This window comes from Dokdonella sp. (assembly GCF_035511235.1).
In the GTDB taxonomy this organism is placed as follows: Bacteria; Pseudomonadota; Gammaproteobacteria; order Xanthomonadales; family Rhodanobacteraceae; genus Dokdonella.
In genome coordinates, this window is the sequence record NZ_DATKFQ010000009.1 from 215,324 (window position 1) to 237,464 (window position 22,141).

Below are 22,141 nucleotides of genomic sequence, written 5' to 3' on the forward strand. Positions count from 1 at the left end.
CAAGATGAAGCGGACATGGCAGCGCGGCGGCGGCTGAAGTTCTCGGCGACCGTGCGATCTTCGCGGCAGACCGGGGGCCACGCGCCGCTGGCGATCCGGCGCTACTGGCGTGCCGTACGCAGATTCGGCGGCGGCGCGTAGCCGGCCGATGCGCGCCATGGGTTGATGTCGATGCCGCCGCGGCGCGTATAGCGGGCGTAGACGCTCAGGCGCTCCGGCGCGCAGCGCCGCGCGATGTCGACGAAGATCCGCTCCACGCACTGCTCGTGGAAGTCGTCGTGCAGCCGGTACGACAGCAGATAGCGCAGCAGGCCGGCGCGGTCGATCGGTGCGCCGGCATAGGCGATCTGCACGTCGGCCCAGTCGGGCTGGCCGGTCACCGGGCAGTTCGAGCGCAGCGCTCGCGAAAGCAGCGTCTCCTCGACGCGCGGCTCGCGCGGATAGGCGATCAGCGCGTCGGGCTCGGGCGGCGCATAGCGGCCGATCTCGATCGTCGCCTCGTCGATGGACTCGCCGTCGAGCTCGGCGCTGCCGATGCCCGGGCCGGGCAGCGGCAGCAGTTCGATGCCGACCGCCGCACCGGCCGCGCCGGCGAGGTCGGCCGCGAGCCGTCCGCGCAGCGCAGCCTCGTCGGCCAGCCGCGTCTGGTTGTAGCTGTTGAGGTAGAGCTTGAGCGACTTGGATTCGACGATGTTCGGCGAGTCGGCCGGAACGCGGAACGTGGCGACGGCCACGCGCGGCCGTCCGTTCGGATCGAGCCAGGACAGCTCGTAGGCGTTCCAGATGTCGACGCCGACGAACGGCAGCGCGCCGGCGATGCCGATCTCCGCACGCTTGGGACCGCGCGGAATCGGGAACAGCAGCGACGGGTCATAGGTGGCGCCGAACGTCACCGTGCGACCGAGCGGGGAATCGTGCGGCGTGCTCATGTCGGATCGGGAGCGGCGCCGGCCTTCGCCGGCGCCGCCGTCGGATCAGGCCATGCCCGGCTGTGCGGGCAGCGCCGGATCGCCGGCCTCCGTGCGCTTGGCGGCCTCGCCGTGATGGTCCTGCGCGAGCAGCATGTAGAACGCCGGCACGACGAACAGCGTGAACAGCGTGCCGATCGTCAGGCCGGTCGTGATGACCAGGCCCATGTTGAAGCGGCCCGCGGCGCCTGCGCCGCTGGCGATCACCAGCGGAATCACGCCGAGCACCATCGCGGCCGTCGTCATCAGGATCGGGCGCAGACGCGTGGCCGACGCCTGCTCGATCGCCTCGCGCTTGGTCTTGCCGGCGCGCTGCAGCTCGTTGGCGAACTCGACGATCAGGATGCCGTGCTTGGAGATCAGGCCCATCAGCGTGACCAGGCCGACCTGCGTATAGATGTTCAGCGAGGTGGCCCAGCGCGAGGAGATCGCGCCCATGCCGACGAAGCCCGGCAGCAGGTTGATGAAGATCAGGGCGCCGAGCAGCGCCATCGGCACCGAGATCAGGATCACGATCGGATCGCGCAGGCTGTTGAACTGCGCCGCCAGCGCGAGATACACGATGATCACCGCGAACAGCAGCGTCAGCGCGAAGCCGCCGGTCTCGTTGACGTACTGGCGCGCCTGTCCGGAGTAGTCGACGTTGTAGCCGGCCGGCGCGACCTCGCGGATCGTGTCGCGCACGAACGTGATCGCCTCGCCCTGCGCGACGGCCGGTACGCCCTGGATCGTCACCGAGTTGAGCTGCTGGAAGCGCGTCAGCGACTGCGGCACGACTTCGTTCTTGATCGTCGCGACCGTGGACGCCGGCACCACCGCGCCGGCCGGCGTGCGGATGTAGTAGTCGAGCACCTGATCGGGATTGAGACGATCGGCCTGCAGCACCTGCGGGATCACCTTGTAGGAACGGCCGGCGATCGAGAAGTAGTTGACGTAGCCGCCGCCCAGCGCCGCGCCGAGCGCACTGCCCACGTCCTGCTGCGTCATGCCCATCGAGGCGACTAGGTCGCGGTCGATCTCGACCGTGCTCTGCGGCTTGTCGATCTTGAGGTTCATGTCGGCGAACCAGAACATGCCGCTCTTCTGCACGCGGTCGAGCACCGTCTGCGCGACCTCGTACAGGTTCTCGAACGGCTCGGTGGTCGACATCACGACCTCGACCGGCATGCCCTGCGCACCCGGCAGCGACGGGAACTGGAACGCGACCGTATTGGTGCCGGCCATGCCGGCCCACTTCTGCTGCAGATCCTGCTGGATCGCGTTGGCATTGCGGGTACGCTCGGACCACGGCACCAGCTGCGCGCCTGTGAAGACCGAGTTGGGACCGGAGAAGCCCGTGAACTGGAACGTCTGCTGCACCTCCGGCACGGTCTTGGTGATCTCGTGCATCTGCTGCAGGTACTCGCGCACCTGCGTCGGCGAGGCGTTCGGCGCGGCCATGCCCATGCCGAGCACGATGCCCTGATCCTCCTCCGGCGCGAGCTCGGATTTGGAGTTGGTGAACAGATACGCCGTGCCGCCGAGCAGCAGCAGGCCCATCACCACCGGCACGGTCCAGGTGTCGAGCGTGCCGTGCAGGCGCCGCTGATAGCCGTGATGCAGACGGTCGAACTGGCGGTCGATGAAATTGACGAAGCGGTTGCCGCCGTGCTCGCTCTTGAGGAAGCGAGAACCCAGCATCGGCGAAAGCGCGAGCGCGACGACCGCCGAGACGGTGACCGCGCCGGCGAGCGTGAACGCGAACTCGGTGAACAGCGCGCCGGTCAGGCCGCCCTGGAAGCCGATCGGCACGTACACCGCCACCAGTACGATCGTCATCGCGATGATCGGGCCGGTCAGCTCGCGTGCGGCGACCAGCGCGGCCTGGAACGGCGTCTTGCCCTCTTCCTTGATGTGGCGGTCGATGTTCTCGACGACGATGATCGCGTCGTCGACGACCAGGCCGATCGCCAGCACCAGCGCGAGCAGGGTGATCAGGTTGATCGTGTAGCCGAGTATCAGCATCACGAAGAACGCGCCGATCAGCGACAGCGGCATCGCGATGATCGGGATGATGACCGCGCGGAAGCTGCCCATGAACAGGAAGATCACCAGCGTGACGATGACCAGCGCCTCGATCAGGGTCTTGACGACCTCCTCGATCGAGGTGTTGATGAAGTTGGTCGCGTCATAGGCGATCTGGCCGGTGATGCCGGCCGGCAGCTGCGCCTGGATGTCCGGAAACGCGTCACGCACGCGCTCGATCACGTCGAGCACGTTCGCATCGGGCGAGGTCTTGATGCCGAGGAACACCGACTGCTTGCCGTCGAAGGCCACCGCCGAGTCGTATTCCTCGGCGCCGAGCACGACGTTGGCGACGTCCTCGAGGCGGACCAGCGCGCCGTCTTTCTGCTTGACGACGAGGCGCCGGAATTCCTGTACGGTGTGCAGGTCGGTCGCGGCGGTCAGCGCCACGGTGACGGTCTGGCCCTTGGTCGCACCGACCGCCGCCAGGTAGTTGTTGGCCGCCAGCGCATCGTAGACGTCCGAGGCGGTGACGCCGTGCGCGGCCAGACGCACCGGGTCGATCCAGGCGCGCAGCGCGAACTGGCGGCCGCCGATCAGCTCGGCGGTCTGCACGCCGTCGATCGAGTCGAGCTTCGGCTTGACGACGCGCACGACGTAGTCGGTGATGTTGTTGGCCGGCAGCGTGTCGCTGTAGAAGCCCATGTACATCGACGCGATCGTCTCGCCGACCTGCACCGTGATGACCGGCTGCTGCGCCTGTGGCGGCAGCTGGTTGGTGACCGAGCTGATCTGGGTCTGGATCTCGGTCAGCGCGCGGTTGGAGTCGTAGTTGAGCTGCAGCGTGGCGGTGATCGTCGAGGCGCCGGTGACGCTGGACGAGGACAGGTAGTCGATGCCCTGCGCCTGCGCGATCGCCGCCTCGAGCGGCTGCGTGATGAAGCCGGCGACGGTGTCCGAGTCGGCGCCGTAGTAGGTCGTGGTCACGGTGACCACGGCGTTCTCGGTCTTCGGGTACTGGCGCACGGTCAGGTCCGTGGCCGATCGTATTCCGAGCACGAGGATCAGCAGGCTGACGACGATCGCCAGTACCGGCTTGTGGATGAAGATGTCGGTGAATTTCATCTCGTGTTCCTTCTGCCCCGGCGCGTGCGTTCCGGGAGGGTGCGGACGGCGGGCCGGCCTCTCGTCGCCGAGCGCGAGAGGCGGCGCCGTGCGCGCGCGGGAGTGGGCGCGTCAGTGTTCCTGGGGCTTGGGATCGGCGTCGTTCTTGGGCGACTTGCTGTTGTCGACGATCAGCGGCGTGCCGTTCTTGAGCTTGAGCTGCCCGCTGGTGACGACCTCGGTACCTTCCTCGAGGCCGGACAGGATCGCGACCTGGTCGCCGCGGCGCGACCCGGTCGTGACGAACACCTGCTGCGCCTCGGGCTGCGCCGGCTTGCCGTCCTCGCCCTTCTTGTCGCTCGGCTTGACGACGAAGACGGTCTCGCCGTACGGATTGAACGTGATCGCGGTCTGCGGCAGCGTCAGCTGCCGCGCCTGCTCGCCGACGTCGATGCTGACGTTGGCGAACATGCCCGGCACCAGGGTGCCGTCGGCGTTCGCGGCCGAGGCCTCGATGCGGACGTTGCGCGTGTCGCCGTCGACCTTCGGATCGATTGCGGTCAGCACGGCTTCGAACGTGCGGTCCGGAAACGCGTCCAGCGTCAGCGCGACGCGCTGGCCGGTCTTGACCTCGCCGAGGTTGCGCTGCGGCACGAAGAAGTCGACGAACATCGGGTCGGTCTGCTGCACGGTCACGACGGCGGTGCCGGAATTGACGTAGGCGCCCGGGCTCAGCGTGACGATGCCGGCGCGGCCCGCGAACGGCGCGCGCAGCGTCTTCTTGGCGACCAGCGCCTGCTGCTGCTGGACGGCGGCCTGCTTGGCCTTGAGGTCGGCCGCGGCGTTGTCGTAGTCGGCCTGGCTGACCGCCTTCACGTCGAGCTGGCGCTTGGCCCGGTCGAACGTCACCTTGGCGAGCGCGGCGGCGGCCTCGGCCTGGCGCAGCGCGGCCACGTCGTCGTCGTCGCGCAGCTGCACCAGAACCTGGCCCTCCTGCACGGCATCGCCGGACTTGAGGTTGACCTTGGTGACGACGCCCGACACGTCGAACGCCAGATCGGCGCCGCGCACCGCGCGCAGCGAACCGACGGTCGACTGCGACGGCTGCCACTGGTCGTAGCCGACCTTGGTCGACGTGACCGTCTGCGGCGGCACCGGCATGTTCTCGCGGAACTTGGCCTGCATGACCTGTCCGGCCACGTTCCAGCCGATCAGGACGGCCAGCAGCAGGCCGACGATCAGCAGCATGATGATCATGCGCTTGGTGGTGCTCGGTTTGCGTTGCTCGCGCGTAGCCATGCGCGTCTCTCCTCAGTTCGAAATCGTCTGCGCATCCGCGAAGGCGGACGCGTCGGTGCCGCGCCAGCCGCCGCCGAGGGCGGTGTAGAGCGCGGCGGTATTGGTCAGTCGCGCGGCGCGCGCCCGGATCACCGCGATCCGCGCCTGCTGATACAGGCGCGTGGCGTCGATCACCTGCAGGTAGTTCGCCGCGCCGTCGTCGTACTGGATGCGCACCAGATCCAGGCTGCTGCGCGTGGCCTGTTCGGCCTCGGCCTGCGCGCGCAGGCCGGCGGCGTCGAGCTCGAGCGCGCGCAGCACGTCGGCGACGTTCTGGAAGGCGGTCAGCACGGTGGTGCGGTAGTCGGCCGCAGCCTGGTCGAGTCCGGCTTCGGCGGCGCGCTTCTGCGCGCGCAGCGTGCCGCCGCGGAAGATCGGCTGCAGCAGATTGAGGCCCAGGCTCCAGGCTTCGCTGCCGCTGCCGAACAGATCGCCGCCGCTGGCCGCCTGCGAGCCGTACGAACCGCTCAGCGTGATCGTCGGGAACAGGTTGGCAGTCGCGATGCCGACCTGCGCGGTCGCCTGGTGCAGCTGCGCCTCGGCGGCGCGGATGTCGGGCCGCTCGCGCACCAGCGTCGAGGGCAGGCTGACTGGCAGATCGGTCGGCAGCGTGATCGCGTCGAGCTCGAGCGCCGCCAGCTGCGATTCGGACGGAAACCGGCCGAGGTACACGGCCAGCTGGGTCTGCGTCTGCGCCAGCGCCTTGCGCAGTTCGGGCAGCTGCGCGCTGGCGGTGGCCATCTGGCTCTGCGCGACCAGTACGTCGGCCTGCGACTTGGCGCCGATGTCGCTCTGCGCGCGCGTCAGCTCGTACTGCTGGCGGTACAGGTCGAGGATCTCCTCGGTGGCGCGAATCTGCTCGCGCAGCGAGGCTTCCAGGATGCTGGTCGTGGCGACGTTCGCGGCGAGGCTGAGATAGGTGCCTTCGAGCTGATAGCGCTGCAGGTCGGCGATCGCCGACTGGGCCTCCACGCCGCGCCGCACGCCGCCGAACAGGTCCAGCGTGTAGGAGACGCCGACGCCGGCGTTGTAGACCGTGAACGGCGACACCCCCGGCGTGCCCGCAGCCAGGCCGTTGCTGCGCGTGGCGCCGACGCTCGCGTCGACCGCCGGGAACAGCGATCCGCGCGCCGCGGCGACGTTCTCCTGGGCCTGCCGCAAGGCGGCCTGCGCCGAGGCGACGGTCGGACTGTGCGCGAGCGCCTGCTCGACGCGGCGATCGAGCTCGTCGCTGCCGAAGCGGGTCCACCAGCGCTGCGGCGCCGATGCGCCTTCCAGGAAGCGCTGGGCGTCGCCGGTCGGCGTGTCGGCGGCCTCGGCCGTGGCCGCCGGCAGCGCATCGGGCAGATAGGCGCCGGTTTCCGGCGCCGCCGGCGCGCGGAACTGCGGACCGACCGCGCAGCCGCCGAGGAGCGCGGCAGTCAGGGCGGTCGCGATCAGCGCGCGACGCAGCGGACGTGTGATGAGGGCGGGAGAAATCCCGGGCGCGAGGCAGGGTTGGTTGGCCATCGGTGGCACCAATAAAAAATGAACTGGTCGGTATAGTAACAGCGGGCGGGCGCAACGCCAATTGGACGAACCTTCCCGTTTCCGGTCAGACGTCGATGGCTGCGGCTGGCACGAGCGCGCGGATTCTCGCCTCATCCGCGCGGCACTCGCTAGTGTCTTCGGTCATACGATCGCATGTCTCTGGCTGAACAATAGCTGACTGCCGCGCGGCGTCATCGCCGCTGGCAGAGCGGGCAGTAGAACGTGTTGCGCTGTCCGAGCCGTCCCGCCCTGATCGGCGTCGCGCAGCTCCGGCACAGCTCGCCCTCGCGGCCGTAGACGTTGAGCTCCTGCTCGAAGTATCCGGGCGCGCCGTCCGGAGCGAGAAAGTCGCGCAGCGTGGTGCCGCCGCGCGTGATCGCATGATCCAGGATGCGGCGCACCGCGTCGGCGAGCAGGTCGTAGCGGGCGCGCGAGACGCGGCCGGCCGGCTGGCGCGGATCGATGCCGGCGGCGAACAGCGCCTCGGAGGCATAGATGTTGCCGACGCCGACGACCACGGCCTGGTCCATCAGGAAGACCTTCACGGCAGCCTGGCGTCCACGCGAGCGATGCCACAGCAGGGCGCCGTCGAACGCGTCCGACAGCGGCTCGGGACCCAGTCCGGCCAGCAGCGGATGAACCTCGCCGAGCGGCTGCCAGAGCTGGCTGCCGAAGCGGCGCGGATCGGTGTAGCGCAGGACCTGGCCCGAATCGAGCCGCCAGTCGACGTGGTCGTGGGGCCCGAGCGGCGTCGCGTCCGGCAGCACGCGCAGCATGCCCGACATGCCCAGGTGCAGCAGCGCGCTGCCGGTCTCGGTGTCGACCAGCAGGTACTTGGCGCGCCGGCGCACCGCCTCGATGCGGCGCCCGGCCAGGCCGGCGCGCAGCGCGGGCGGCACCGGCCAGCGCAACCGCGGCTGGCGGATGTCCAGATCGACGACGCGCCGCCCGGTCAGATGTGGCGCGAGGCCTCGCCGCGTGGTCTCGACTTCGGGCAGTTCAGGCATCGGTATGGGCGGCGGACGGGTCGAGCACCAGGACCAACGGCCCGCCGAAACGTATCACGGCGTGGTCGGCACGCCGTCGGGCAGCACGGAGGCGATGGTGTCCGGAGCGAGGACGTAGATCAGCGCCGGGGCGTCGCGCACCGCGAGATAGGTTTCGCCCCGGCGCAGCAGACGGTAGCCGATGGTCTGGCCGTCCGCGGTGTGCAGCTGCACGCGCAGCGGCGCGGCCGACGCGTCGATCTCGGCCTGCGCCGCGTCGATGCGCAGCGCCTGCGCCTGCCGCCACGCATCGACATCGCCACCGTGACGCTGCGTGCCGGCGATCAGGTCGACGCCGCTCAGCGCGGTCCCCGGCGGCGCGAGATGGCGGTCGAGCTCGGCCTCCGGCACCGTGAGCAGGCGCGGGCTGAAGCGGTCGGGCGCGCGTGCGATGCGGCCGTCGACGCCGAGATAGCGGTCGCTGTCGATCGCATCGGTGGTGCCGATCCGGATGAGATGGCTGTCGAGCTGCAGCTCGATCAACGGCGGTTCCAGGCCCAGACGCGACGGGTCGAGGGCATCGTCGGCATACCAGGTGCGCACGGGGATTCCGGCGATCGCCAGCAGTCCCTCGACGGCCGCAGCGTCGGCCGGCAGCGCATAGGGTTCGCGCATCTGCCAGCCTTCGCCGGTTTTCTCGAAGCGCCGCGTCACGCAGCCGCGGCAGCGCACGGCGACCGTGGTGACGCGGGCGGTATCGATCCGCGTCAGCGGCTGCGGCAGTCCGGCGCGCTCGTGGCGGATCTGCAGGCCGACCGCCGCGGCCAGGAGGGCGGCGGCTGCGGCCGCGGCGAGCAGCTGGCGCGTGCGCCGACGCATCAGCGGCGCCGGCGCCGCCAGGCGATCAGGCCGCCGGCCGCGGCCAGCGCAGCCGGCAGTCCGGCCAGAAAGATCAGGCCCAGCGCGTTGAGCGCAGCCTGCGACATCGCCAGCTCGCGATCGGGCGCGCCGCGATCGGGTACCTCGATCAGGCTGTCGTCGTTGAGCAGCCAGTTGAACAGCCGCACGCCGAATTCGCGATTGCCGGCATTGCCGAGGAAGGTATTGGACAGGAAGTCGCCATCGCCGATCACCGCCGCACGCTGCTCGCCGCGTTCCGGATCCGGCGAACGCCGGCGCAGCGCGAGGCCGAGGTCGAGCGGCCCGGCGATCTCGCCGGCGTCGGCATCGTGGCGCACCGTCCCCGACGCTTCGCCGGCGCGTGGGATGTGTCCGGTCTCGTTCCACGACTGGGCGGAGCTGCGCAGCAACGGCGCGATCTCCCAGCGCGGCGGCGTCACCTGCGCCAGTGCTGCCGCCTGCGGAAACAGCGTCGTCAGCACGAAGCCCTGCGTGACCGGATGGTCCGGGTACTGGCTGACCGCGACGAAGGTCGGGTCGTCCAGGCCGAATGCGGCGCCGCCCCCGTCGACGACGGTGCCCGGCAGTACCCGCAGCGAGAGCGCATCGGCCAGGGCGCCGAGTCCGCCGCGCTCGTCCGGCTCGGCCAGCCACAGCAGGTGGCCGCCGCGCTCGACATAGTCGACCAGCTCGCCGAGCACCGATTCGGGCAAGGCCACGCGCGGATTGGCGACGACCAGAAGATCGGTATTGCGCGGCACCTGGCCGCTGCTGGCCAGCGGCAGTCCGACTGCACGCACGCCCTGTTCCTGCAGCGCCCGCACGAACTGGCCCAGATCGGCGTTGGCCTCGCCGAGCGCCTGGCGCTCGCCGGCGCCCTCGAGGAACGCGACGATGCGCTGGCCCTGGCGCGACAGGCGCAGCAGCGCGCCGGAGAACTCGCTCTCGCTGAGCACCTTGAGGCGTTCGCTGCGATCGCGATAGCGCAGCTCGATCTCGCCGTCGAGCCGGATGCCCTCGGCGCGCATCGCGCCGGGATCGGCGTCGGGATCGACGAAGCGCAAGCTGAGATCGGGCTTGAGCCGCTGGTAGCGCGCGACGAACTCGCCGATGATCGGCCGCAGCCCGCCCTGCGGACGTGCGTAGGACACCACTTCGACCGGCGCATCGAGCGTGCCGAGCAGCGCGACCGAGGCTTCGCCGAGGCTGGCGCGGCGGCCGCTGCTCCAGTCGGCCTCGAAGCCGTAGCGCGTGCTCAGGAACGCCAGGCACGCGGCCGCGATGCCGACGGCGATGGTGAACAGCAGATCGCCCAGGCGCGACCGCATCACGGTGCCTGCCGCAGATGGTGCAGCCGACGCACCGCCAGCGCGAGCGCGACCGCGCAGATCAGCACGAAGTAGCCGATGTCGACGCTGGCGACGATGCCGCGCAGGAACGGCTCCAGATGCGTCGGCAATGCGAACCAGTTGATCGCGCTGTTGCCGATACCCTCGAAGCGTGCGCCGAGATCGAGCACGCTGAGCGCGCCGCCGATCGCGACGGCGAGCCCGGCGGCGAGCGCCGGCTGGGCGACCCAGGCCGAGCAGGCGACGCCGATCGCGACCAGGGCCGCTGCATATACCGCCATGCCCAGGGTCGCCGCGGCCAGCTTGCCGAGGTCCAGCGAGGTGCCGAAGGCGAGACTAAGGGGCATCGCCGCGACCAGTGCGACCAGCAGCAGCGCCAGCGGCAGGACGCCGAAGAACTTGCCGAGCACGATGCGCGTATCGCCGGCGCCGGCCGCCAGCAGCAGCGGCAGCGTGCGCAGCTGCCGCTCGCCGGCGAATGCGCGCATCGTCAGCAACGGCACGACCAGCAGCAGCAGATTCGAGAAGCTGCGCAGCAGCGGAATCGCGACCAGGTCGGTGACGCCGGGCGCATTGGGCAGGGCGCCGAGTTTGGGCGCGAGCTGCAGATAGGCCCCGAGCGCGACCAGGAACTGCCAGGCCATCAGCGCCAGCACCACCGCGGCCAGGGCCCAGGCGAACGGCTGCACGGCGTGGCGGCGCCAGTCGTTGGCGGCGATCAGCAGGGCGCTCATGCGGCGGCGCTCTCGGACGGCAGCTCGGCCTCCGCGGCGGTTTCGCTGCTGGCGATGCGCAGGAAGGTCTCTTCGAGCGGAACGTCGTCGGCGCGCAGTTCGGTCAGGCCCCAGCCGCGCGCGACGATCGCGACGGCCACCGCGGCGGCGCCGCCGGCGGCGGCCGGCTGCAGGCGCCAGCGCCGCGCATCGATCGGTTCGGCGGTGGCGACGCCGGCCAGACCGGTCCAGTCGGCCGCTGCCACCGCGCGGTCGAGCGTCACGCGGATCCGGCCGGCGCTCGCCGCCTCGTCGATGCGTCCCTGGTGGCGGATCCGCCCGCGATGCAGTACCGCGACCCGGTCGCAGCAGGCGGCCACGTCCGACAGCAGATGCGTGGACAGCACGACCGCATGCTGCTCGCCGAGACTGCGGACCAGTTCGCGCAGCTTCAGCGCCTGGACCGGGTCGAGACCCGAGGCAGGTTCGTCGAGCACGATCAGATCCGGCTCGTGCACGATCGCCTGCGCGATCCCGACGCGCTGGCGATAGCCCTTGGACAGCGCGCCGGTCAGGCGCCGGCGCACCTCGCCGAGATCGCAGCGCTCTATCGCGCGCTCGATCGCGGCGCGCAGGCGGCCGCCGGACAGCCCGTGCAGGCGCCCGCAGAAGCGCAGGTATTCGACGACGCTCAGTTCCGCGTACAGCGGCGGATCCTCGGGCAGGTAGCCGATCGCGCGGCGCGCCAGCGTCGGATGCTCGTCGAGCTCGCAGCCGTTGATCCGTACGCGGCCGCGGTCGGGGCTCAGCACGCCGGCGATCAGGCGCAGGGTCGTGGACTTGCCGGCACCGTTGACGCCGAGCAGCCCGACTACCTCGCCCTTGTCGATCGTCAGGTCGATCGCGTCCACGATCAGGCGCCCGGCGAGAGAGCGGCCGGCATGTTCGAGGGCGAGGACGGGGGCGGAGGCGGTCATGCGGCCGGCATTGTTCCGGTTCCCGGCCCCGCGCGGCAAGCTATCGCGTCCACCGGGCCTTTTGAAACCTTTACACGCAGTGTGACCGCGCCGGTGGCGGGCGCCGACGCGGCTCACGTATAGTCGGGCATCGCATTCCGGCAGGATCGTGAACGACGGTCCGCCGAGGCGATCCAGGACGGATCGCTCCGGATCCTCGCACGCGCGACCGGTTCCGGGAGTGGCTGCGCGGGCTCCGTCCGCGCCCTTCGATCGGAAACGGGCAGGTGCGCGTTTCCGGTTCCCCGCTAAGGTTTGGCATCCCATGTTGGACTCGCTTCTCGGTTTCGCCGCGCGCGGCCTGTTCGATCAGGCTTCGTGGACGACCTGGATCCTCTATTTCGTCGTCGTCACCCAGCTGACGATCTTCTCGGTCACGCTGTATCTGCATCGCAGCCAGACCCATCGCGGCGTCGATTTCCATCCGGCGCTCGCGCACGTATTCCGCCTCTGGCTGTGGCTGAGCACGGCGATGGTCACCAAGCAGTGGGTCGCGATCCATCGCAAGCATCATGCGCAGACCGAGACCGCCGAGGATCCGCACAGTCCGGTCGTGCACGGCATCGGCAAGGTGCTGCTGGACGGCGTGGACCTGTACCGCGCCGCGTGCCGCGACACCGCGATCATGGACAAGTACGGCATCGGCACGCCGGAGGACTGGATCGAGCGCAACGTCTATTCGCGCGCGCCGTCGCTGGGCCCGACGCTGTTGCTGCTGATCAGCTTCGCGCTGTTCGGCGCGGTCGGCGTCGCGATCTGGGCGCTGCAGATGGTCTGGATCCCGTTCTGGGCGGCCGGCGTCGTCAACGGCCTGGGCCACTGGTGGGGCTACCGCAACTTCGAATCGGCCGACACCTCGACCAATCTCTCGCCGTGGGGCCTGATCATCGGCGGCGAAGAGCTGCACAACAACCATCATGCGTTCCCGAGCTCGGCCAAGTTCGCGCTGCGCAAATTCGAGTTCGACATCGGCTGGGCGGCGATCCGCCTGTTCGAGACGCTGCGGCTGGCCAAGGTCCTGCGCGTCGCGCCGGCGCTCGATCTGCGGCCGAACGTGTCGCTGCCGGACGCCGATACGATCAAGGCCCTGCTGTCGCACCGCTTCCACGTCATGAGCGACTATTTCAGCGGCGTCATCGCGCCGACGCTGCGCGAAGAGGCGGTGCATGCCGGCGCCAGCATCAAGTCGCTGCCGCGCAAACTGCGCAAGGCGCTCGCCAACGGCGGACGCTGGCTCGACTCGCACTCGCGCGAGCGGCTCGAGGCGGTCGTGCGCGAGCGGCCGCTGCTGGCGACCGTGTGCGAGTTCCGCGCGCGCCTGGCCGCGCTGACCGAACGCAACGGCCGCAACGCCGAGGCGATGCTCGAGAGCGTCAAGCAGTGGTGCCACGAGGCCGAGGCGACCGGCATCCGCGCGCTGGTCGATTTCGCCGCGCGCCTGAAGGGCTACCGGCTGGCCGCCGATCACTGACCGGCGGCCGGGTCGACGGCCGCTGTCGGGCCGCAAACGAAAAAACCCGCCGTGAGGCGGGTTTTTTCTTGGGGCGGCTGACGCTGCCCGATTACTTGATCTTGCCTTCCTTGTACGGGACGTGCTTGCGCACGACCGGGTCGTACTTCTTGACTTCCATCTTCTCCGGCGTGTTCTTCTTGTTCTTGTCGGTCGTGTAGAAGTGACCGGTGCCGGCGGTGGAGATCAGGCGGATCTTGTCGCGCTTGGATGCCATGATTTAAGTGCTCCTCTCAGACCTTCTCGCCACGGGCGCGCAGTTCCTTCAGAACCGCGTCGATGCCCTTCTTGTCGATCGTGCGCAGACCGTTGCTCGATACGCGCAGGCGAACCCAGCGGTTTTCGCTGGCGACCCAGAAGCGACGTTCGTGGAGGTTCGGCAGCCAGCGGCGCCGGGTCTTGTTGTTGGCGTGCGAAACATTGTTGCCGGTCAAAACGCTCTTGCCGGTCACTTGGCAGACTCTGGACATGCGGACCTCGAAAATACTGTCGGAGCCGCCCTTGGCCAGGGCGGCGGCGGCCCAGCGGCGGCGATGCGCCACACGGTGCTGGAGCGCTGCGACCCTGGCGCCGGGACGGACCGTGTACCGTGGCCAGGCGGCCTGCCGAGGCAGGCGGGTCGGAGCGAGCCGCGCTTTATAGCGGAAATCATCCCTGTGAGCAAGCCGCCGGCGGTGGTGCCTCAGTTTGAAATCTCGGGTAGGTTTCTGCGCCAAACTCTGATATGCCACCTATCGGCAATACTCTAGGGATGAAGAGAGCATGAAGTGCAAGAGCACGTTCAGACCCATCAGGCCGCTGCTTACGCGAATCGAGGAAGCTGCATACGGCGTCATGGCTCAGATCGAATACGCCGACAACGTCCGTGTGCTCGCGGTCGGGCCCAGCGATGAATGGGTTCAGGTCGAGTACGACTGGCACTCAGACACGACGCACTATGACGCAACGGACGCGCTTGCGAAGTTCGGACTTGAGAAGTCCGATAGGCCTCCTGAGCAGCATCACGACCCGCTGGCCTAGTTGTTGAAGCCCCCGCCTTCCTACGTAACCCAATGGCGGTATGCCGCTCACCACCGTCAGGTCCAGCCATTGGCCCGAGTCTGCCACGCCCCGGTGGCGCTTAGAGTTCCTCGACCGGCGTGCGGCGCGAGCGCCGGATCAGCCAGGCGACGCCGCGCAGGTCGGCGATGCCGACCAGGGCGCGGTTGAGATTGTTGTACTTGGACGTGCCGGCGCCGCGGGCGCGGTGGTTGACCGGCACGCTGCGCACCTGCCAGCCGGCACGCTGCATCAGCGCCGGCAGGTAGCGGTGCATGTGGTCGAAGTACGGCAGATCGAGGAACGCGGCGCGTTCGAACAGCTTGATGCCGCAGCCGGTGTCCGGGGTGTCGTCGTGCAGCAGGCGGCGGCGGATCGCATTGGCGATGCGCGAGGCGTAGCGCTTGGAGCCCGAATCCTGGCGATGCACGCGCCAGCCGGCGAACAGCTTGACCTCGGCCGGCGCGCCGTCGCGCAGCGCCAGCAGCTTCGGGATGTCGGCCGGGTCGTTCTGGCCGTCGCCGTCGAGCGTGGCGATCCACTCGCCGCGGGCGGCCTTCACGCCGGTGCGGATCGCGGTGCTCTGGCCGCTCTGCGCCAGATGGCGCACGACCCGCAGCTGCGGCGTCGCGGCCTTCGCGCCGCTCAGGATTGCCAGCGTGTCGTCGCGACTCATGTCGTCGACGTAGACGATTTCGAAATCGCATACGCCACGCAGCGCGGCGAGGATTTCGGCGATCAGCGGGAGAACGTTGTCGCGCTCGTTGTGCACCGGAACGACGACGGAGAGCTGGGGCATGTACCGGACCACGATCGAAGAGCGGCAGCGCCGCCGGAAAGTGCCATTATCGCCGATACCGCCAGCGCCGATACGCCGTGCCGGAGCACGCGCGAGCGCCAGGCCGCAGCGGGGCATGCGCGCGAGCGAACCCGTGCACACCCCTCAGAGCGTGCGGGCCCGGCCGGCAGCGGCCGGCCGCAACCGGTCAGCCGGGGCCCTCGAAATCGTCGGCGAACAGCACGTCGTCGATCACCGTGATCGTCCCGGCCATGCCGGTGCCGGGACCGCCGTGCGCCTCGCAGTGGTAGCCGGCCGTACCGGCATCCGGAAACGTTACCACGGCGCTCCAGGCCGTATTGCTGAGGTCGCCGTTGCCGCCGGCACCGTCGCAGCCGTTCGCGCAACGGAACGTGGCGATGGCCCCCGGATCGGAAACGACGTTGTGGAAGCCGCCGCCGTTGACGAAGGTGACGGTATCGCCGGCCTGGATCGTCAGGCTGGCCGGTTCGAAACGGAACGGTCCGCTGAGCGCGGTGACCGTGTGATTGGCCGCCTGCACGGCCGGAGTCTCGAGCAACAGGCACAGCAACGACATGCGCAACATACGAAACCCTCCCAGGTCCGGTTGAACACGTCGCGTCGTCCACGACGTTGCAGACCGTGGCCGGTGGGCGACGGCAGCCAGACGCGCATCGGAGACGCTTCGTCGCACGCGTTGCGATTTTTTTTCGAGGCCGCACAGGCGCTTGGCCCGGCTGCATGCATTCTTGCGTACCGGCCGGCCTTGGGCCGTGCCGTCAGCGGATCTTCTCGAGGATGCCGTCGAGTTCGTCGAGGCTGTGGTAGTGGATCACGATCTTGCCGCGTCCGCCGCGCCCATGGCTGAGCGCCACGCGCGTCGCCAGCTTCTCGGCGAGTTCGCGCTCGAGCGACTCGATGTTCGCATCGCGGCGCACCGGCGAGGCGGCCGACAGCGTCTTGATCGGCTCGCTCGCGCGCCGCACGGCTTCTTCCAGTTCGCGCACCGACCAGCCGTTCTCGGCGGCCTGGCGCGCCAGCGCGACCGCCTGCGGCGGCGGCAGCGTGCCGAGCGCGCGCGCGTGGCCCATGTCGAGCTTGCGCGCGTCGAGCAGCGCGCGAATCTCCGCCGGCAGCTCGAGCAGGCGCAGCAGGTTCGACACGGCCGCGCGCGAGCGGCCGACCGCGTCGGCCGCCTGCTGGTGGGTCAGATCGAATTCCTCGATCAGGCGCGCCAGCGCCTGCGATTCCTCCAGCGGCGAGAGATCCTCGCGCTGGATGTTCTCGATCAGCGCCATCGCGACGACGGCCTGGTCGGGCACTTCCTTGACCAGCGCCGGTACCTCGGTCATGCCGGCCTTCTGTGCGGCACGCCAGCGCCGCTCACCGGCGATCAGCTCGTAGCGGCCCGGCGCGATCGCGCGCACGACGACCGGCTGGATCAGGCCCTGCGCCTTGATCGAGGCGGCCAGTTCCTCGAGCCGTTCCGGGTCGATCGTCTGGCGCGGCTGGTATTTGCCGGGCTGGATGCTCGCCGTCGCCAGCGTGCGCAGCTCGCCCTCGCTCTCGGCGAGCGCCGTTTCGCCGCCGCCGAGCAGTACGTCGAGCCCGCGGCCGAGGCCACGTTTCTTGGCTGCCATGGGAAGGACTCCTATGCGTGGGTCGCCGGCGCCGCGGGCGCCGGCACGGGGCCGCGTTCGCGGCGCAGCATCTCGCCGGCGAGGCCGAGGTAGGCGATCGCGCCGCGCGATTCGCGGTCGTACAGATTGATCGGCTTGCCATGGCTCGGCGCTTCGGCCAGGCGGATGTTGCGCGGGATCACCGAGCGCAGCACCTTGTCGCCGAAATGCTGGGTCAGCTGGGCCGAGACCTCGTTGCCGAGGTTGTTGCGCACGTCGTACATCGTGCGCAGCAGGCCGTCGACCTCCAGGTCCGGATTGAGCCGACGGCGCACCGCCTCGATCGTCTCGAGCAGGCTCGACAGTCCTTCCAGCGCGAAGTATTCGCACTGCACCGGAATCAGCACGCCGTGCGCCGCGGTCAGCGCATTGAGCGTCAGCAGGTGCAGGCTCGGCGGGCAATCGATCAGGATCGTGCGGTAGCGGTCGCCGAGCGCGGCCAGCTGCGACTTCAGCCGCGACTCGCGCGCCAGCGCGTCCATCAGCTTGACCTCGGCCGCGGTCAGGTCGGGACCGCCCGGCAGCAGGTCGAAGCCGCCCTCGGTGGTCACGATCGCCTGCTCGGCGCGCACCTCGTCGAGCAGGACGTCGCAGGTGTTCGGCTTGGCGTGGCGCTTGTCGACGCCCGAGGCCATCGTCGCATTGCCCTGCGGATCCATGTCCACCAGAAGCACGCGCCGGCGCGTCTCGACCAGCGCAGCGGCGAGATTGACGGCGGTCGTCGTCTTGCCGACTCCGCCCTTCTGATTGGTGATGGCGATGATGCGCGTCATGACTGCACCGGGTCCTGGGCCTTGCGTTGGATGACCACCAGGTGCCGCTCGGCCTCCAGGCCCGGCACTTCCAGGGCGTGGACGGCCTCGATGCGGAATCCGGCGGGGACGGCGTCTATTTCATCCTGAGGGAAACGGCCCTTCATTGCCAGCCACCGACCCTTCGGACCGAGCAGCTGGCCGCCGCCCTCGAGCATCTCGGCCAGCGTCGCGAACGCGCGCGCGGTCACGCAATCGAAGGTCTCGCCGACGTCCTCGACGCGGCTCTCGGCGACGCGCGCGTTGCGCAGACCGAGATCGCGGATCGCCGCGCGCAGGAAGCGCGCCTTCTTGCCGTTGGCGTCGATCAGCAGCACCTGGCGCTGCGGCGCGAGGATCGCCAGCGGCAGGCCCGGCAGGCCCGCGCCGGAACCGACGTCGGCCAGGCTGTCACCGGCGACCCAGGGCGTGATCGCCAGCGAATCGAGCAGGTGCCGCGTGACCATCTCGCGCGGGTCGCGCACCGCGCTCAGGTTGTAGGCGCGGTTCCAGCGGACCAGCAGATCGATGTAGTCGAGCAGGCGTTCGACCGTCGCCTCCGCCAGATCGAGGCCGAGACGGGTCGCGCCGCCGGTCAGCAGATGCCGCAACGGGTCGCGGGCGGGCATGGGATAGGCGAAAGCGGGCGCGCCAGTATCCGGGGCGGCGCCGGCAAAATCCAGCGGCGACCCCGCGAGGCCGAGCCTCACGCGCCCGCTCAGGCGGCGTCGGCCAGCTCGATGCGGGTCACCAGCAGACCCTGGTCACGCAGCTCGCGATTCAGCGACTGCTTGAGCCAGGCGCGCCGTTCGGACAGGTCGTCCGGCAGCGCCGGCTGGTGCAGCAGCGCGCAGGTGCGGTCGCGCAGCAGGTCGTCGACCTGCTCGATCACGGCATCCGCACGCTGCGGATCGAGGACCTGGAAATAGACCGCGCCGCGCAGGCGCTGGCCGTCGCTGGCGGCGTCCTCGAACGCGAGCGTGCTGCCGGTCAGGCTGATCTTGTGCGCGACGCGCTCGACCAGCGGAACGACCCAGTGCGTGCCCGACTGCAGCAGGCGGATGCGGCCGTCCAAACGGCGCAGCGTATAGGCCTGGCCTTCAGGAATGCGGCGCACCGAGAGCAGTACGAGCACGGCGAGCGCCGCGAGAGATGTCCATACGAGAGGCGACAACATGTCCTGTGTTCTCTTGTTTACAACGAGTTGCAGAGACTTTCTGAGGAAAGTCTAGCAGAGAGTGCCGTAACTGATCATAACACGGCTTTAACAGTTTGGCGGCCAGTGACCTAACAAAAACTGAACATGTGCTGATCGACATCGGCGATGCTCAAGCCTGCGACAGGCCCGGATGGAGCCGATCGGATGCGGATCGCGGCTTTTGCGAGCCGATTCGCGGGCGCGAGAGGCGGGCGCCCTACGTCGTGCACGCACGTCGCGCGGGGCCGGTGGCCCGCGATTCGGAGTCGCGGGCTGCGCTTCCGAGGCCGCGAAGGCGCGTGTGACCGGTCGGGTGGTCGATGCCGGGCTGCCGGGCCCTGCTCGATCAATCGAGGCTGGCCGCGAGCATTGCATCGGCGCTTGGCCGCGTTCCGCCGATGCGCCCCGCCGGCGGCGTCGGCCCGGGGCAGCACTACGGCTGCAGCAGAACCTCGGCGGCCGTCGCAGGCTCGGCCGGGGCCGCCGTGCGCGTCAGCAAGGTCGGCAGATCGAGCTTGTGCAGCAGGCGCGGCTCGCCGATCCAGTGGCCTTGCGCGTAGTCGACGCCGGCCGCTCGCAGAGCCTGCACGCTGCCGAAGCTCTCGACGTGCTCGCCGATCACCTGCAGACCGAGCGAATGCGCCAGCTGGCTGATCGACACGATCATCTTGCGATCCATGTCGCTGGTCGTCATCGCCTCGACGAAGCTGCCGTCGATCTTGACGAAGTCCACGTCCAGATCGCGCAGATGGCTGAACGACGAGAAGCCGATGCCGAAGTCGTCCAGCGCGAAGCGGCAGCCGAGCGCACGCATGCGGCCGATGAAGCGGCGTGCCAGCCTCAGGCTGACCAGTTCGCTGGTTTCGGTGATCTCGATCATCAGCCGGCGCGGCGGCACGCCGGAGCCGACGATCGCCTCCTCGATCGCCTGCAGCGTCGGTGCGTCGTCGAGCGTGATGCCGGAGAGATTGACCGTGAAGGTCACCGGCACGTCGTCCGGGATCGGCAGCTTGACCAGCTGTTCGAGCAGGTGACGGAACACCCACAGGTCGAACCGCGGCATCAGGCCGACGCGCTCGGCCATCGGCACGAACACGCTCGGCGTGATCAGCTGGCCGCCCTTGCCGACCATGCGCGTCAGCACCTCGAACAGGTATTCGCGGCCGGCATCGCCGCTGCCGCCGCCGATCCGCCAGCCCTGACGCGCGAGGACGTCATGTTCGTGCTCGGGCAGCGCGCCGATCGGCACGATCGCCTGCGCCAGCAGCACGAGGCGGTCGTACTCGAGCGCGGCGCGGATCCGCTCGGTCCAGCCGGCCTCGAGCTCGCGCGCGACGCGCGCGTCGCGCTGGCCGCTGTTGATCTCGGTCTGGTCGCGGCCGCGCTGCTTGGCGGTCTTGCAGGCCATGCGCGCCTGCTCGAGCGCATGCTCGACCGACGGCGTGCCGGGCCCGAGGATCGCCACGCCGAGCGAGGCGGTCGCGGCGCGCCAGTGGTCGCCGGCGCGATAGCGGCGCTGCCGGACCAGGGCCCGATAGTTCTCGGCCTGGGCGTGGATCTGGTCGAGTTCGACCCGCGACAGCAGCACGGCCAGACGGTCGCCTTCGAGACGCGCCGCCTGGTCGTGCGGGCCGAGCTGGTCGCGCAGCGCGTCGGCCAGCTCGGCCAGCATGCGGTCCGCGGCCGTCTGGCCGCCGGCGTCGATGACCTGGTTGAAGCGGTCGATGTCGATGTAGAGCAAGGCCGAGTAGCCGCCCTGTTCGCCGAGCCGGGCGATCTCGCGGGCCAGCAGCTCGTTGAAGCGGCGGCCGTTGAGCAGGCCGGTCAGGTGGTCGTGCGTGAGTTCCCAGTGCAGGCGTTCGATGTCGCGCTGGCCGGAGGCGTCGCGGAAGATCAGCGCGGCGCCTTCGCGCTGGCGTGGATCGTCGAGCGGCAGCAGGGTGTAGGTGACCGCCAGCGGCGCGCCGTCGGCTCGCGTGAAGACGGCTTCGAGGTCGCGCACCGGCGCACCGGCATCGAGCGCTTCGCGCAATGCGCGGGCGGTCGCGCCGTAGCCGCCGAGATGGCGGTCGACGTCGGTGCCGACCAGGGCCGTGTCGTCGGCGTGCCCGAGCAGCTCCAGCGCGGTCGGATTGACGAAGCGGATGCGCCCGTTCGCGTCGAGGCCGAATACGCCGTCGCCGACCGAGCCGAGAATGCCCTCGAGCCGCTCGCGCTGGGCGGCTGCCGAGCGCTCCAGCTCGATCTGTCGCGCCAGCCGCCGGACGCGCGCGAGGAACAGGTCCTTGGTCTCGGTCTTGAACAGGCATTCGCCGGCGCCGGCCGCCAGGCAGCGCTGGATGATGTCGTCGCGGTAGGTGCCGGTCAGGACCGCCAGCAGCGGCGGCGCCGGCTGCGCGGCCAGCCGCCGGCACAGTTCGTCGCCGGTGCCGTCGGGCAGGAAGTAGTCGACGATCGCCAGGTCGTGCTGCGCGCCGGCGGCGCGCGCCAGCGCCTCGGCGACCGATCCGGCGGTGTCGACCGCGAAGCCGCTGCGCTCGAGCAGCTGGCGATAGGCGTGGCGCACGCTGTGCGAGTCGTCGACGAACAGGATCCGCAGCTGGCCGGCGCGGACCGGTGCCGGCGCCTCGCTCGCCACCGGCGCGATGCCGAGCGGATGCAGCTCGCCGATCAGCGCCGGCAGCCGCGCGAAGTTCGACCACAGCAGCAGGCGGCCGTTGCGGCAGCTTCGTGCCCAGCTCGCCGCCTCGGCGCTGTTCTCGTGCGCCAGCAGCACGGCCGACGGCGCGGTCGGATTGCGGCCGAGGTAATCGAGCAGCGCGAGGAATTCGCGGTTGGCGCGCGGCGGCGCGCCGATCACGGCCAGCGAATAGGCCTGGTTGGCGCCGACCGACTTGCGCAGATGATCGTGGGCGTCCAGATAGCTGGCCAGCTCGGCGCGCGGCGGCAGCCGGGCGGCGTTGAGCGTGCGCCGCAGCAGATGGCTGAGCGTGCTCGACCGCTCCACTAGCAAGATGCCGCTCAAGAGACCCCCGGATGATCGTTGCGAACCGTCGAGCGACGTCCCCACGCCGTGCAGGCGGGTGCCCCGATCGGTGTGCCGGCGCGGCCGTTCGTGTGCGGCGACGCCCACCTCGCCACCCGTCCGGGGCGGCCGGAGCCCAGCCCGCCCATCAGATCAAAGCGCGCCGACGCTGGCAAGCGGCCGCGCGCGCCGG

Annotated in this window: 20 protein-coding genes; 2 read left to right on the forward strand and 18 right to left on the reverse strand. The window is 69.9% G+C overall.

Features of this window, described 5'->3' with window-relative positions; genetic code table 11:
• Positions 1 to 101: 101 nt before the first annotated feature.
• The 9 genes from queF to VMR06_RS05130 all read right to left on the reverse strand — a co-directional run bounded on the left by queF (position 102) and on the right by VMR06_RS05130 (position 11,869).
• Entirely contained in the window at positions 102 to 929 is an 828-nt protein-coding gene (gene queF, locus VMR06_RS05090; RefSeq protein ID WP_325373688.1) for an NADPH-dependent 7-cyano-7-deazaguanine reductase QueF, read from the reverse strand.
• Positions 930 to 974: 45 nt separating this feature from the next.
• Positions 975 to 4,097, reverse strand: a complete 3,123-nt coding sequence (locus VMR06_RS05095) for an efflux RND transporter permease subunit (RefSeq protein ID WP_325373690.1) — start codon at positions 4,095 to 4,097, stop codon at positions 975 to 977.
• Between the two features lie 111 nt (positions 4,098 to 4,208).
• Positions 4,209 to 5,375: an efflux RND transporter periplasmic adaptor subunit gene (locus tag VMR06_RS05100; protein ID WP_325373692.1), complete on the reverse strand. Its 1,167-nt coding sequence runs from the start codon at positions 5,373 to 5,375 to the stop codon at positions 4,209 to 4,211.
• Between the two features lie 12 nt (positions 5,376 to 5,387).
• Positions 5,388 to 6,923, reverse strand: a complete 1,536-nt coding sequence (locus VMR06_RS05105) for an efflux transporter outer membrane subunit (RefSeq protein WP_325373693.1) — start codon at positions 6,921 to 6,923, stop codon at positions 5,388 to 5,390.
• A 212-nt stretch (positions 6,924 to 7,135) separates the two neighbouring features.
• Positions 7,136 to 7,951, reverse strand: a complete 816-nt coding sequence (mutM, locus tag VMR06_RS05110) for a bifunctional DNA-formamidopyrimidine glycosylase/DNA-(apurinic or apyrimidinic site) lyase (RefSeq protein WP_325373694.1) — start codon at positions 7,949 to 7,951, stop codon at positions 7,136 to 7,138.
• Between the two features lie 54 nt (positions 7,952 to 8,005).
• Complete coding sequence (locus VMR06_RS05115; RefSeq protein ID WP_325373696.1) at positions 8,006 to 8,809, reverse strand: hypothetical protein; 804 nt, start codon at positions 8,807 to 8,809, stop codon at positions 8,006 to 8,008.
• The gene (locus VMR06_RS05120; RefSeq protein WP_325373698.1) at positions 8,809 to 10,158 is read right to left on the reverse strand and encodes a GldG family protein; all 1,350 of its coding nucleotides are present in this window, start codon (positions 10,156 to 10,158) and stop codon (positions 8,809 to 8,811) included. The genes VMR06_RS05115 and VMR06_RS05120 overlap by 1 nt, the downstream gene beginning before the upstream one ends.
• Positions 10,158 to 10,913 (reverse strand): ABC transporter permease, encoded by a 756-nt coding sequence (locus VMR06_RS05125; RefSeq protein ID WP_325373699.1) that lies wholly within the window; start codon positions 10,911 to 10,913, stop codon positions 10,158 to 10,160. Before VMR06_RS05125 ends, VMR06_RS05120 begins: the two co-directional genes overlap by 1 nt.
• A complete protein-coding gene (locus tag VMR06_RS05130; RefSeq protein WP_325373701.1) occupies positions 10,910 to 11,869 on the reverse strand; it encodes an ABC transporter ATP-binding protein in 960 nt (319 codons plus the stop codon). Before VMR06_RS05130 ends, VMR06_RS05125 begins: the two co-directional genes overlap by 4 nt.
• Positions 11,870 to 12,173: 304 nt before the next feature.
• Here VMR06_RS05130 and VMR06_RS05135 point away from each other — a divergent pair, with 304 nt between their 5' ends.
• The gene (locus tag VMR06_RS05135; protein ID WP_325373703.1) at positions 12,174 to 13,379 is read left to right on the forward strand and encodes a DesA family fatty acid desaturase; all 1,206 of its coding nucleotides are present in this window, start codon (positions 12,174 to 12,176) and stop codon (positions 13,377 to 13,379) included.
• Between the two features lie 91 nt (positions 13,380 to 13,470).
• Here VMR06_RS05135 and rpmG read toward each other — a convergent pair whose 3' ends face one another.
• Together rpmG and rpmB are read right to left on the reverse strand one after the other, a co-directional pair.
• Positions 13,471 to 13,635, reverse strand: coding sequence for a 50S ribosomal protein L33 (gene rpmG / locus VMR06_RS05140; RefSeq protein WP_067650256.1), 165 nt, complete (start codon positions 13,633 to 13,635; stop codon positions 13,471 to 13,473).
• A gap of 16 nt (positions 13,636 to 13,651) precedes the next feature.
• Positions 13,652 to 13,888, reverse strand: coding sequence for a 50S ribosomal protein L28 (gene rpmB, locus VMR06_RS05145; protein ID WP_325373950.1), 237 nt, complete (start codon positions 13,886 to 13,888; stop codon positions 13,652 to 13,654).
• Between the two features lie 292 nt (positions 13,889 to 14,180).
• Here rpmB and VMR06_RS05150 point away from each other — a divergent pair, with 292 nt between their 5' ends.
• Complete coding sequence (locus VMR06_RS05150) at positions 14,181 to 14,438, forward strand: hypothetical protein (RefSeq protein WP_325373708.1); 258 nt, start codon at positions 14,181 to 14,183, stop codon at positions 14,436 to 14,438.
• Between the two features lie 100 nt (positions 14,439 to 14,538).
• On the opposite strand, the gene VMR06_RS05155 is transcribed toward VMR06_RS05150, so the two are convergent.
• The 7 genes from VMR06_RS05155 to VMR06_RS05185 form a co-directional block, all read right to left on the reverse strand.
• The gene (locus VMR06_RS05155; protein WP_325373710.1) at positions 14,539 to 15,255 is read right to left on the reverse strand and encodes a glycosyltransferase family 2 protein; all 717 of its coding nucleotides are present in this window, start codon (positions 15,253 to 15,255) and stop codon (positions 14,539 to 14,541) included.
• Positions 15,256 to 15,442: 187 nt separating this feature from the next.
• On the reverse strand, positions 15,443 to 15,841 hold the full coding sequence (locus VMR06_RS05160) for a plastocyanin/azurin family copper-binding protein (RefSeq protein WP_325373712.1): 399 nt from the start codon (positions 15,839 to 15,841) through the stop codon (positions 15,443 to 15,445).
• A gap of 193 nt (positions 15,842 to 16,034) precedes the next feature.
• A complete protein-coding gene (locus VMR06_RS05165; RefSeq protein ID WP_325373714.1) occupies positions 16,035 to 16,895 on the reverse strand; it encodes a ParB/RepB/Spo0J family partition protein in 861 nt (286 codons plus the stop codon).
• Positions 16,896 to 16,906: 11 nt separating this feature from the next.
• Positions 16,907 to 17,707, reverse strand: a complete 801-nt coding sequence (locus VMR06_RS05170; RefSeq protein ID WP_325373716.1) for a ParA family protein — start codon at positions 17,705 to 17,707, stop codon at positions 16,907 to 16,909.
• Positions 17,704 to 18,354: a 16S rRNA (guanine(527)-N(7))-methyltransferase RsmG gene (gene rsmG / locus VMR06_RS05175; protein ID WP_325373718.1), complete on the reverse strand. Its 651-nt coding sequence runs from the start codon at positions 18,352 to 18,354 to the stop codon at positions 17,704 to 17,706. Before rsmG ends, VMR06_RS05170 begins: the two co-directional genes overlap by 4 nt.
• Positions 18,355 to 18,443: 89 nt before the next feature.
• Positions 18,444 to 18,902 carry an SPFH domain-containing protein gene (locus tag VMR06_RS05180; protein ID WP_325373720.1) on the reverse strand — a complete coding sequence of 153 codons (459 nt, stop codon included), beginning with the start codon at positions 18,900 to 18,902 and terminating at the stop codon, positions 18,444 to 18,446.
• 454 nt (positions 18,903 to 19,356) lie between these two features.
• Positions 19,357 to 21,948: an EAL domain-containing protein gene (locus VMR06_RS05185; RefSeq protein ID WP_325373721.1), complete on the reverse strand. Its 2,592-nt coding sequence runs from the start codon at positions 21,946 to 21,948 to the stop codon at positions 19,357 to 19,359.
• Positions 21,949 to 22,141: the final 193 nt, after the last annotated feature.